We start from the raw sequence: 12,703 nt of genomic DNA, 5'->3' as shown, positions 1-12,703 counted from the left end.
ATCATCTTCTGGATGACGGCCTCTTTCATTTCTTTGGAGTAGCGAGCCATAACTGCCTCTTTTAATCATCTCTCCATTGAAGAGAGTCATGAGTCAAAAGAGGCGACATCTATCCTGACACAGGGGGGTACTCCTACAGTATGAAGCAAACTCTTGGTCAGTCATTGAGCGAATTGGGTCATGAAAGATTCTGTTGCTATCGGGCCAATCATAAATTTTCAGAAGCTGTTCAACTCCATCCCTGTAACTAGACACCCTATAGATTGAGTCTATGGCACGCTCCTCCATTTCATAGGACTTGATGTTTTTTATATTGTTGTTTGCTTTCCAAATTTTCATCATTTTTATGAGTGGAGTAAGCATTCCATTTAACTCTCTATTCTTAGATGAGAGTTTCTGTTCAAGCTTTCTCGGGTCTTCTACATTTTGCCAATCATTACCACCCAACTCAGGAATGTAATAGGTATGACCGCCCCAAATGCTCGATTCGCGTATCGCAGGTGTAAGCTCAAACTTACAATGATTAAAATCTAACACAATGCAGGGTTTGTCTTGACGTATTTTGCTATTTGGATACCACCTTGCCAAGTCACGCTTTAACTTGTTCAGTACAGCATTCGGTGTTGAATGATATGTTGTTTGATTTATTACAAGGAAAATATCCACATCATTTGGTGGCCTAATCATAGTACTCTTTTTATACGATCCAGTAAGAAATGACTCTGTTACATATGAAAGAGTTTGAAGGTTATTCTCTCGTAGGTTTCTGTGAGAAGAAATTATTTTCTCTTTCTGCTTTTCAGTTAGCTCTATCTCTTGCCTAAATCTTTCAAATTTACTGGGAAGACCTGTTTTTTGTTCTTGATAGAGTCCATACATTTGGAATTCACTCCTTTGTTGATTGTACAGCTAACGCCTAAATCAGGTGCGCCGTAGGCGTCACCTGGATTTTTTTGTTAGCTGCGGCCTACACCTCGGTATAGTAGCTTGATTTATAAACCGTTATATTTTCACCCAAATAACTCCATGTGATTCGGTTCCACATACTATTACCACTAGAGTCAGTTTTGAAGGAGTCATTTATTTGGTTATAAACTGAAGCACTTACATGTGTTTTATAATAACCATTTCTGATGTCACTTAGTTTTGCAGCTAGGTTTGCAGAGCGACCAATCCAAATTAAGTCATTTGCACCGCGAGCGCCGCCTCGAACCCCCATTATTGTACCAGTGTCTATACCTACACCATGGCTTATTTTGAAGCTGGCATTTTTTACAGAAGTATATTTCTTCTCAAACTCGGGTTTGATAACATGCGTGACTACACCGTTGATTTTTAGAGCACATTTGGCAGCATTTGTATTTTTAGAACCGCCTAGGAAAATACCCATTACACGATCACCATCAAAGCTAACTACTGTACCGTCAAAGAACCTTATTAATCGTGAGGCTGTTGACAAAAATGACTTCATTATCTTCGCCGCTACACGTCGATCAAGTTCTTTTGCCATTTTTGAAGAATTTGCTAGGTCAGCATATAGAAATGTAGCGTCTAATTCTACAGCTCCACCTGCTAGCTTGACGTCTTCTGTGTTAGGAACTTTTTGCCCTTTTCTTAAGTCCCATTCTTTATTCACAATATTGGTTACATCTGATTTTAAATCATCACTTAATGACATTTACTTTCCCAAACTAAACAACATAAAAATTGCAATTGACCATAAAGGTAATGATAGAAATATACATTTTATTGATTGTTTTACCCAGTGGTATTTTCTATCAGCTATCTGAGCATTTCTGTGACATTGCGCAATCAAATCATTAATATATTCTTCTTCAGTTTGGGTTTTAATTTGATGCTCAAAATTAGAAAGATCTTTTGAGGCAATTCCACCAAAAAATATATTTGATCCTTCAGGGCCTTCAGTCCTTGGGAAGGATGCACACGCAATAAAAATAAGGCTCAAGACTAACAATCCACATGCTGAAAAAGGAAAAAGCATAGTGGGGGTTGTCCATAAACAGATATTTTTAGGTATCAGTGCTGCAAGAACAGCAAGCATAGCTGTAGTAAGTGGCAGAATGAAGCTAACCCTAGTGTCTGCTGCCTGAATCCATCCTAACTGCCGTGCAAGGCTTAACTCAAGAATTGATTTCATATCTTGCGAATCGGTCATGTCGGATTCCATTATCTAAAAAATACTCATTTTACTCGATATTGCAGTTTTCTGTGAGCAGCTAACAGCTATTAGATCTCAAACTGAGCAATATCGAATATTAGGGGCAAAAAACTCAAACTAAGAGATATCCACCCAATACCGTACTTATTAATTCAAAATGAGATATATTACGAAATTTACATGCAGTTCTAACTGCTTGATGTAAAAGTTAATTCTACCATTTTGCATAATATATTTTTAATATTACTCATCGTTAGGAGGTTCAGTGTCAGTTCTTTCATTGTGCGTACATCAATGGGTATGTGCACAATGAAAGAACTGACACCTTCGACTCTTAACCGATGCTTTCGCTTGTGGTGGAAAAACAGTGTCTGTCTGAAGTCGCACACAAAACCGATACGCTACCGCCCGGCCTGCCATTTTCAAGACTCATCAGGGGGCAAAATCTCTTGTACACGCTGTAACACCTGCATAAACTGCGCCATAGTACCATGTAAAAACCGGGCACTCTATTGACCTGCCTCACCGACCAGAGTGGGTATAAAACGTCCTGATTAATGAGATAACAAACACACCGTGACTGTGCAGTCGCTCAAATTCTTCGAACCCAGCGTCGCTTTGCCGGGTCAGTGCTGAGGATTTACTGGCAAGGGCATGCAGGGCAACAGCCGGGCAATGGTGCCATGAAGAGCAGGGAAGCAAACGGCTTTTAAACCCAAAAATAAGCCAAAAATTGCGTGGCTTTTGCGCAGGATTGACGCGCACGGAATAGTCTTTATTGTATTATGCATAACAGCGCTACTCAGAGCAGAGCCCAATAACCGCTACAGCTGATCGCCCTGGCTTTCAGTGATGACTAAAGGTAACCGATAGAACGCTATGTCTGCATTTGCTTCAAGTTTCAGCTTTCTGGTCCAGACCCTGGGTGGGTTGTACATTATGGCAGTGCTGATTCGCTTTCTACTGCAACTGGTGAAGGCGGATTTTTACAACCCCATCTCCCAGGCCATCGTCAAAGCCACTTCTCCCCTGCTGAACCCCATCCGCAAGGTGATTCCCGGCTACGGCGGCATCGATATGGCCTCACTGATTCTGGCCCTGGTTTTACAGATATTGCTCATTTATGGGCTCTACATGATCGCGGGAGTGTCCCCCGGACAGCTTCCCTTTGCAGGTGTTCTGATAAAAAGCCTGATTGAGCTGGCCACGGAGTTTCTGAACATCTATATGTTCAGCCTGATCATCATCGCCATCGCCAGCTGGGTGGCTCCCCAGAGCTACAATCCGGGATTGATGCTGCTGCATCAGTTGACCGAACCCCTGACCAGCAAGGTACGGAAAGTGATCCCTCCCCTGGGCGGGCTGGACTTCTCCCTGATGGTGATTCTGATTGTGATCATCACTCTGAAGAATTTTCTGGTTGCGTTGGGTTGAAGAAAGTACCTGAGCTCAAGAGCTTGATTTTCTTCGATAATATTTAAAACAGTCTCTGAGGCTCATTTCGCCGCAGAGACTTTGATAGCCAGATTTAGCTGCCTTGCCGCAGTACTCCTGATACTTTGTCATACAGGCTTTGAACTCCATTTGTGCACACAGGGTTTCATAGCCTGCCTCTAAAGCTCCGTAACAACTCTCTTGAACAGCAACCATCCACCGAGACAGGCACTGATGCCTTGAATGGCTTTTCCCGCAAACGCCCTTCCATATATCATCTTGCGCTTTCTGGGGTAGCAGGTATTTATAAGACAGCACCAACCATAGCGGTGTCGAGATTGCCAGCCCACTCTTCCAGAATGAGTTTCGATTGTGAAAGGCCTTACTTCTATCAAGCTTATCTACTGTGTTTTTCCACTTTTTATATAGATACTCTCTATCTACTTTCTTACGAATGGGTGTATACCGGCTTTGTACTCGATTACCCGGATTACCAGACTTTCTTGCCTCTTTATTTAAGCAACAGAGGGTATTATTGCCAACTACAGGCAGCAGATCGTTGCCATTTTCAGTAACAAATACCCTTGTTGAAGATTCACGGCATTCTTCTAATAGTTCTGGCAGTTGAGCATAAGGTAAAAAAACAACAGGGAAAACCCGCAAAACCCCAGCTACTCTACCTATCCTTATAGCAGCAACATTTGCTTCCTGAACATCCAGAATCATAATGGGTATTTCAGTGGCTATGACAAAAAGGATACCAGCCTCAACAGCATCAAGCTGGTCAAAATAAGCTTCTATATCTGCACGAATGTTGTCCACTATCAAGGGGCGCTGTATTGGGTTACTCAGTGAATTCAGATAATGAAGCATAAAAGAAACAGTGCCTGCATAACGTTCATCAACCTCTCTTAAAGTAGCCAATTCCTGCATCAAAGACGGGTAGTACTGTTCACTTGATAGATATTCCCATAACCTTGAAGACAGGTAATTACTAACCACTGAAGCCAGAGATGCCTATGAGGAGAGGTCATACACCATTACCGGATTTGTATACATAGGCGATGAATAGCTTCCCTGTAACGTGCTATTCCTGACCAATCTATTTCTAATAAACTCATACCAACTGCGAGTTCCTTCCTTTGTTGTTCGACTCATAATCATTGCCAGAGAAAGAGCCGATCTTGAGTGAAGCCCATAACGACTACTGGTGGTAACAACGTTCAACCCATTCTCTGATAAAAAAACATTTAACCGTTCAAAGGAAGAGATATAAACATTTTCTGTATCAACCGTATCAACACGTTTCCACTCGACAGAGTACACACTCTGTAGACAAAACGTCCAAATAAGGATAAAAGTACAACAAGCCGACACCAATTTCTTCATAACGCTCTTCTCAAAAAAAGATAACCGCCACTATTAACGGTCAATCAAAAAACTTAAGGCATTTATAAAATAGACAGTCTGAGTCGATGGCAATAAAAACTTTGAGAAAAGTATTTCATGGCCTCATTCGGCAGACCAACAGCCAGTTCATCTATCTCTTCGAGAAGTCGATACAGAAGCAATAACCAGATAACTTTTTCGCCAGGCTTGAGTAATATGATTGATATGGTACTCATGTTCTTTAAAGTCAAAGCCACCCGTTTGCAATGGGAAGACCGGCAGAAATTGCCCCTTTATACAATACTGATTCTATCCCTCAACGGGTTAACCATCCCGGTAAGCTGTGGAGATGATACTATTCTGGATAAACGAATAACCCTCCCATTCACCCACAAACTGGATACCTTCCCCTCCTTTCAACTTGGCTCTGAACTGCTTATCTCTGGAGAAAACAAGTCCGACAACCTGCAGCTGATGATCATCCGTATCGATAACAGTCGGTCTTCCAGTTACTACACCCGGTTAAACAAAGAGTTTACGGTTGCTCCGGGCCCATTCTCTTTGGTGTTGCCTTTGACTGGGCTGAAAACCTCCGGTGGAGCGCCGCTGGAGCAACCCTATTCCAAAATGCATATTTTCACCGACACCCCGCGCTCCAGCCTGGAACTCAGGGAAGTCAGGATCCACACTGGCCAGGATATCCCTGATCAGACCCTGGCGCTGGATTTTGGCCAGAGCGACAGTCCTCTCTATAGCGGATTTCAGGCCATCACCAGAGAAAGCCCTTACCTGAAAGGGAAAATGAGTGAGCGGGTAAGGGTGTCCGGTGATGCCCTGATTCAGGACGGTATTCAGGGAATCGACTCTATTACTGTTCCCTGGCTGAACGGTCGGTGGAAATTGACGCTCTGGATTGAAGATCAGGGAGAATGGGAATACCTCCCTCATTCTCTCAACCGTAAGATCATCGCCGGAAAAACCATGCTCCTGGATGAGTCTTTTACCCGGGAGCAGTGGGTTCGCCAGGTGTATCTGGCCGGCTCCCGAAAAGAGGGAGGGCTGGACGGTGACTCCTGGGAGCTGATCGGTAAAAGGCGCAGCGGAATGATCAACAAAACCGTGGACATCAGCGGCGGAAGCCTCAACATTCAGTTAAGGGGGGAACGTGAAGCCCGATATATTTCCGCCCTGATCCTGGAACCGGTGGACGGTGAGTTCGCCAGCAATATTGAGGAGCAGCGCAAAAACCGGTTCCTCAACACCTGGCCGGTGACCAGCGACCTTTACCACCCTCCCAGAACATTCTCCATAGAGGACATAAGCCACCAGGTGGCTGATAACCAGGGCGTATACCTTTCAGCAAGAGGGACACTGCTCAACCTGATGTTTGAAATCAGGACCCCTGTGGATGATAACAGTCCTGTTGTAATGGCTAGCCAGCCCCGCTCCCCTGAAGGCGATTCATTGTCCGTCACCACCCGCTACGGACACTGGCGCTATGAGCGTCCCGAACCCAACGCCAGCTCACTGATTCTCGACGACAGCTACCTCAGATCGGATCTTGGCACCCTGCGCCTGTCCCGAAAACGCCCAAGAAGGCTATCCGTCCAGGTGAACATCCCTGTGAGTGCTCCCATGGGCGAATACACCGGTAACCTTCAAGTGCTCAGCCATGACAAACTTTATCTTCAGGAATATACCATCAGGGTGCTCCCCATCACTCTGCCGCGGCTGAAGCGACCGGTCGGGCTCTACCTTGAACCGGCTCCCTTCTACCACTGGTTCAGTACGTTCAACAGCCAGGTCTCCATCGCCACAGCCTGTGACCTGGCCCTGCTCAGCAGCCATGGTTTTTCCACCGTAGCTCCCGCCCTGGCCACACCGGACAATGATAAAAACAGAAGACAGTTTCTTCGCCAGATAAAACAGATAAAACGGTACGGCTTTCACCAGCCGGTGCTGGCCTATGCCCCCTTTAAGCGTCTGCTGAATCTCAAAAGCGAAAAAGAAGCCAGCGTTGACCTGCAGCAACTGGGCTATTCCCTGAAAAATCAGCAACTGCCCGACATTTACTGGTCTGTTTTTGATGAACCCACACCGGAAACCTTCACCGCTATTGAACAGTCTGCAGAACTGCTCAGAAAAGCGCCCCTGGCATTTAAAACCGCCGGCCATATGAACACCATGCGCCAGCGCTCTCTCAACGATGACGTCGATCTCTTACTGGTGAATCACGGTTTCGGGCTCACGGAAACCAAAATCAACAATCTGAAGCAATCCAGTACCGTATGGCTGTATAACATGCCTGCCCCAAGAACCGCCGCCGGAGCGTATCTGTGGCGCTCGGGAGCCCAGGGATACCTGCAGTGGCACGGGCGCATGCCCACTGCGGACCCTTTTGACCCAACCGATGGCAGGGAAGATGATGTGATCTATCTTTACCCTTCTGCAGAAAAGTGCCCCGCGGTTATGAACATCCACCGCAGGCTTCTGGATTTACACGAAGCCACCATCGACCTTCGCTGGCTTGAGTGGCTGGAGGAAGAGGCTGGCAGGCGACCAGAAGCCAAAATCCTGATGAGGCAGATCAAGAAAAGCATTCCTGATGACTGGGAAGACGCCAGTCTTCTAAGCGCACAGGAACTGCTGGAAATCAGGCGAAAAATTCTGGAACTGACAGAGAAAAAAATACGCCGTTGACCCCCAGAAAGGAAGCCAACGGGAGTGATATCAAAACCACTCTTTAGAGCAGCAGCTTACGAATATCCGACAGCAGGCCGCCCAGCATAGTGGTAAAGCGTGCAGCGTCTGCACCATTAATTGCCCTGTGGTCATAGGACAGGGACAGAGGCAGCATCAGCTTGGGCTCAAACTCCTTGCCGTTCCAGACCGGCTTCATGGAAGCCTTGGAAAGACCAAGAATGGCCACTTCCGGTGCATTCACAATCGGAGTGAATGCCGTGCCACCAATAGAGCCGAGGCTGGAGATCGTGAAACAGCCACCCTGCATTTCGTCCGGCTTGAGCTTCTTGTCACGGGCCTTGCCAGCCAGTTCAATACACTCTGCAGACAGCTCCCACAGACTCTTTCTGTCCACGTTCTTGATGACGGGCACCAACAATCCATCCGGAGTGTCCACCGCCACACCAATGTTAATGTACTTCTTGTAGATCAGCTTCTCACCGTCAGGACTCAGGGAAGTACAGAACTGGGGCAGTTCTTTCAGCACATAGGCCACCGCCTTGAGAATAAAGGGCAGAGGGGTCAGCTTGGTGCCACGGGCTTCCGCCATTGCCTTCTGGGCTTTGCGGAATGCTTCCATCTCTGTGATGTCACACTCATCAAACTGAGTCACATGGGGCACATTCAGCCAGGAGCGCTGGAAGTTCTGGGCCGCCACTTTACGCAGGCGGTTTTGGGCAACTTCCTCAATATCGCCCCACTTGCTGAAGTCAATTTCCGGCATCTGGGGAATACCCAGTCCGGAAGTGGCTGCTGCCGCTTTTGGTTTTTCACTCAGGCGAGACTTGACGTATTTCTGGACATCTTCCTTGAGAATACGCCGACGGGGACCAGAGCCCGGAACCGCAGCCAGATCTACACCAAACTCACGGGCCAGCTTACGAACCGCAGGACCCGCATGATAATTCCGATTGGTTCTTTCCAGCTCAACCGGATTGGCTTCCGCCCTCGGCGGAGGCGCTGACGGGGCGCGAGAGGCAGGCTGTTGCTGGGAAGCTGCTGGTGCAGGGGCTGCTGCGGGTGCTGGAGCAGGAGCTGCAGGAGCACCGCCGCTGACTTCAATATCCAGAATCAGGTCACCCTGGCTCAGGGTATCCCCTTCTTTCACCGCAACCGCTTTGACCACACCGGAGAAAGGTGATGGAACCTCCATGGTCGCCTTGTCAGACTCCAGGACGATCAGGGAACCTTCCTCTTCGATGCTCTCACCCACACTGACGCAGACTTCGATCACCGGCACATTTTCCGCACCGATATCCGGAACCGTTACTTTTTCAATGCGAGGACCAGACGCTGCTGCAACCGATGCAGACGCGGCAGGCGCAGGGGCCTGAGCGGGAGCAGCTTCTGCCACAGGCTCGGCTGCAGGGGCACCTGCACCACTGACTTCCACATCAATAATCAGGTCGCCCTGATTCAGGGCATCACCGTCCTTGACATGAATGGCTTTCACCACACCGGCAACCGGAGAAGGCACTTCCATGGTCGCTTTGTCCGATTCCAGGACAATCAGGGAGTCTTCTTCCGCAACGGTATCACCGACACTGACACAAACTTCGATAACGGGAACATTTTCTGCGCCAATGTCCGGCACGGTCACCGGCTCAATACGACTGGCCGCTGCCGGGGCAGGTGCTGCAGCAGGGGCCGCAGCAGGAGTAGCCGACTGGGGAGCGGGTTCTGGCTGGGCAGCTGGCGCTTCGGCACTGGCCGCTGCCGCCATTTTCACCATTTCTGCGCCTTCACTAACACTGTCGCCTACTTTCAGGAGCACTTCTGTCACTACGCCATCCCGGGGCGCAGGTACTTCCATGGTCGCTTTGTCCGATTCCAGGACGATCAGGGAATCTTCAGCCGCCACCGAGTCACCGGGGTTGACGCAGATTTCAATAACCTCTGCCTCACCACTGCCGATGTCTGGGACCTTGATGATTTCGTCACTCATTCCTAATACCTTTCAGCATTAAATCCAGTACGCCTGCTTTCTCACTGGGGCTTGCGCCCCCAGCAGCAAGGACCGGAATCAACTATTCAATGTTAAGGTCCAAACTCAGCAGTACAGAGGGTTAGCCCTGGTTGGATCAATATCAAACTTCTTGATGGCTTCACTGACCACAGAGGCATCCAGCTCACCGTCCTTGACCAGCGCATTCAGGGCAGCCACCACAATAAAGTAGCGGTCCACTTCAAAGAAACGACGCAGCTGCTCACGGGTATCAGAACGGCCAAAGCCGTCGGTACCAAGCGCCACATAAGTACCTGGTACGAATTCCCGGATCTGGTTGGCGTACAGGCTCATGTAGTCAGAAGCGGCAATCACCGGTCCTTTGCGGCCCGCCAGCTGCTGCTCAACCCAGCTCAGCTGTGGTTCCGCTTCAGGGTTCAGCATGTTGTGGCGCTTGGTATTCTGGCCGTCACGGGCCAGTTCATTAAAGCTGGTAGCGCTCCACACGTCCGATTCAACATTAAACTGATCACGGAGAATTTCGGCGGCAGCACGTACTTCTTCAAGAATGGTGCCACAACCCATCAGCTGAACTTTTGGTCCCTTATCACGGGAGTTTTCTTCAAGGTTGTACAGTCCCTTGATGATTCCCTCAATCACCTCCTCCCCTTCAGGCAGGGCAGGCTGGCGATAGTTTTCGTTCATGGCGGTAATGTAGTACCAGACATTCTCACCGTCGCCATACATCCGCTGCAGACCATTCTGGATGACCACGGCCATCTCGTAACCGTAGGTGGGGTCGTAGCTGATGCAGTTTGGCACAGTAGCCGCCAGAATGTGGCTGTGACCGTCCTGGTGCTGGAGACCTTCACCGTTCAGGGTGGTCCGCCCGGCAGTGGCACCAATCAGGAAACCACGGGCCTGAATATCACCCGCCGCCCAGGCCAGGTCACCGGTCCGCTGGAAACCGAACATGGAGTAGAAAGCATAGAACGGAATCATCGGCACGTTGTGATTGCTGTAAGAGGTCGCTGCAGCAATCCACGCCGCATGGGCGCCTGCTTCGTTAATACCGGCTTCCAGAATCTGGCCCTGCTTGGACTCCTTGTAGAACATCACCTGGTCAGAGTCGACCGGCTCGTAGTTCTGGCCTTCCGCAGAATAAATACCCAGCTGGCGGAACATACCTTCCATACCGAAGGTCCGGGCTTCATCAGGAATGATCGGCACGATGTGCTTGCCAAGGCTCTTGTCCTTGGCCAGTGCACCCAGGATACGGACATAGGCCATGGTGGTGGAAATTTCACGCTCACCACTGCCCTTGGTCACCGCTTCAAATGCCTTCAGGCTCGGAATTTCCAGTTTGACGTCTGTCTCCCGGCGACGCTGGGGAATAAAGCCACCCAGTTTCTCACGATGCTTGCGCATGTAGATCATTTCCGGGCTGTCGGCATCGGGCTTGAAGTAAGGGAGGGTCTCAATGTCCTCATCCTTGATGGGCAGGTCAAAGCGATCCCGGAAGTGCTTCAGGTCATCCACAGGGAGCTTCTTGACGTTGTGGCTGACGTTGGCCGCTTCACCGGTGGCTCCGGTGCCGTAGCCTTTAACGGTTTTTGCCAGAATCACCGTTGGCTGGCCAGTGTGGTTAACCGCCTCATGGTAGGCAGCGTAAACTTTGTAAGGGTCATGACCACCGCGGTTCAGGCGCCAGATATCGTCATCGGACAGGTGCTCAACCAGCTTCAGCGCTTCCGGGTCACGACCAAAGAAGTTGTCACGGGTCCAGGCGCCGCCTTTGGCTTTGCAGTTCTGGTAATCACCGTCCACAGCCCGGTCCATGACCTCCTGCAGTTTGCCGTTCTTGTCCTGGGCCAGCAGAGGATCCCAGTGACGTCCCCAGACCACCTTGATAACGTTCCAGCCTGCACCCCGGAAGACCCCTTCCAGTTCCTGCATGATTTTGCCGTTACCACGCACCGGTCCATCCAGGCGCTGCAGGTTACAGTTCACCACAAACACCAGGTTATCCAGCTTCTCACGGCCCGCCAGGGAGATCGCCCCCAGGGATTCCGGCTCATCCATTTCACCGTCACCCAGGAAAGCCCAGATCTTGCGATTCTGCTCCGGAGCCATGCCACGGTTGATCAGGTACTTCATAAAGTGGGCCTGATAGATAGCCTGGAGCGGTCCAAGCCCCATGGAAACCGTGGGGAACTGCCAGAAGTCAGGCATCAGCTTGGGGTGTGGGTAGGAGGGGAGGCCATTGCCATCCACTTCCTGGCGGAAATTGTCCAGCTGATCTTCATTCAGACGACCTTCCAGGAAAGCCCGGGAGTAGATACCCGGCGCCACATGGCCCTGGTAATAGACCAGGTCGCCTTCACGGTCATTTTCATGACCATGGAAAAAGTAGTTGTAACCAATGTCGTACAGGGTGGCACTGGAAGCGAAAGAGGAAATATGGCCGCCCAGGCTGCTGTCTTTCTTGTTGGCACGCATTACCATGGCCAGCGCGTTCCAGCGAACCAGAGAACGAATACGACGCTCCATGAACAGGTCACCGGGCATCCGCGCTTCTTTCTCCGGCGGAATGGTATTGCGGTATGGGGTAGTAATTGCGTAAGGCAGCTGAGTGCCCTTGGCACGGGCATGCTGGGACAGCCGGGTCAGCAGGAAATGGGCACGGTCCTCACCTTCCTGCTCCAGAACGGAATCCAGTGCTTCCAGCCATTCCCGGGTTTCTATAGGGTCGATGTCATGCATAAAAATCGGCTCCGAAATCAGAAGAGCTGTGTCAGGCGCTAAAAACCGAAGCCCCGGCGGAATGCAAAACAATCCCCACCAGTGCTCAGATCACAGGTTCCAGACATGAAGGTCGGAATAGATCAGCCAGTCATCAGCCTGCGGGAGTTCGGCCCTGAGGTCCTGCCTGCAAAAATCGGCAGGTATGGTTTCAGGATCATCTAGCAGCCTGTCGGGCTTATGCTTTCGAGCATAAAATTCAGTAGAACGAG

At 49.6% G+C, this 12,703-nt stretch carries 8 protein-coding genes; 2 read left to right on the top strand and 6 right to left on the bottom strand.

Annotation, left to right across the window (positions count from 1 at the left end):
• Window positions 1-93: 93 nt before the first annotated feature.
• The 3 genes from ACNRUY_RS03035 to ACNRUY_RS03025 all read right to left on the bottom strand — a co-directional run bounded on the left by ACNRUY_RS03035 (window position 94) and on the right by ACNRUY_RS03025 (window position 2,176).
• Window positions 94-879, bottom strand: a complete 786-nt coding sequence (locus ACNRUY_RS03035) for an SMODS domain-containing nucleotidyltransferase (RefSeq protein WP_488110166.1) — start codon at window positions 877-879, stop codon at window positions 94-96.
• 88 nt (window positions 880-967) lie between these two features.
• A complete protein-coding gene (locus ACNRUY_RS03030; RefSeq protein WP_488110165.1) occupies window positions 968-1,678 on the bottom strand; it encodes an adenylate/guanylate cyclase domain-containing protein in 711 nt (236 codons plus the stop codon).
• Window positions 1,679-2,176: a Pycsar system effector family protein gene (locus tag ACNRUY_RS03025; RefSeq protein ID WP_488110164.1), complete on the bottom strand. Its 498-nt coding sequence runs from the start codon at window positions 2,174-2,176 to the stop codon at window positions 1,679-1,681.
• Window positions 2,177-3,058: 882 nt separating this feature from the next.
• Here ACNRUY_RS03025 and ACNRUY_RS03020 point away from each other — a divergent pair.
• On the top strand, window positions 3,059-3,613 hold the full coding sequence (locus tag ACNRUY_RS03020) for a YggT family protein (RefSeq protein ID WP_488110163.1): 555 nt from the start codon (window positions 3,059-3,061) through the stop codon (window positions 3,611-3,613).
• A 15-nt stretch (window positions 3,614-3,628) separates the two neighbouring features.
• Here ACNRUY_RS03020 and ACNRUY_RS03015 read toward each other — a convergent pair whose 3' ends face one another.
• A complete protein-coding gene (locus ACNRUY_RS03015; RefSeq protein ID WP_488110162.1) occupies window positions 3,629-4,549 on the bottom strand; it encodes a hypothetical protein in 921 nt (306 codons plus the stop codon).
• Window positions 4,550-5,218: 669 nt separating this feature from the next.
• Between ACNRUY_RS03015 and ACNRUY_RS03010 the strand changes: the two genes are divergently transcribed.
• Window positions 5,219-7,702, top strand: coding sequence for a hypothetical protein (locus ACNRUY_RS03010; protein WP_488110161.1), 2,484 nt, complete (start codon window positions 5,219-5,221; stop codon window positions 7,700-7,702).
• A gap of 43 nt (window positions 7,703-7,745) precedes the next feature.
• On the opposite strand, the gene aceF is transcribed toward ACNRUY_RS03010, so the two are convergent.
• Window positions 7,746-9,689, bottom strand: coding sequence for a dihydrolipoyllysine-residue acetyltransferase (gene aceF, locus ACNRUY_RS03005; protein WP_488110160.1), 1,944 nt, complete (start codon window positions 9,687-9,689; stop codon window positions 7,746-7,748).
• A 105-nt stretch (window positions 9,690-9,794) separates the two neighbouring features.
• Window positions 9,795-12,452, bottom strand: coding sequence for a pyruvate dehydrogenase (acetyl-transferring), homodimeric type (aceE, locus tag ACNRUY_RS03000; protein ID WP_488110159.1), 2,658 nt, complete (start codon window positions 12,450-12,452; stop codon window positions 9,795-9,797).
• Window positions 12,453-12,703 lie beyond the last annotated feature (251 nt).

The sequence above is a fragment of the Endozoicomonas sp. Z74 genome, from assembly GCF_057680865.1.
This window is presented reverse-complemented; position numbering and strand designations above follow the sequence as displayed.

Bases quoted from the DNA above. Each gene is read 5' to 3' on its own strand.
- ACNRUY_RS03035 (WP_488110166.1), bottom strand. From the start codon at position 879: ATGTATGGACTCTATCAAGAACAAAAAACAGGTCTTCCCAGTAAATTT.
- ACNRUY_RS03030 (WP_488110165.1), bottom strand. From the start codon at position 1,678: ATGTCATTAAGTGATGATTTAAAATCAGATGTAACCAATATTGTGAAT.
- ACNRUY_RS03025 (WP_488110164.1), bottom strand. From the start codon at position 2,176: ATGACCGATTCGCAAGATATGAAATCAATTCTTGAGTTAAGCCTTGCA.
- ACNRUY_RS03020 (WP_488110163.1), top strand. From the start codon at position 3,059: ATGTCTGCATTTGCTTCAAGTTTCAGCTTTCTGGTCCAGACCCTGGGT.
- ACNRUY_RS03010 (WP_488110161.1), top strand. From the start codon at position 5,219: ATGATTGATATGGTACTCATGTTCTTTAAAGTCAAAGCCACCCGTTTG.
- aceF (WP_488110160.1), bottom strand. From the start codon at position 9,689: ATGAGTGACGAAATCATCAAGGTCCCAGACATCGGCAGTGGTGAGGCA.
- aceE (WP_488110159.1), bottom strand. From the start codon at position 12,452: ATGCATGACATCGACCCTATAGAAACCCGGGAATGGCTGGAAGCACTG.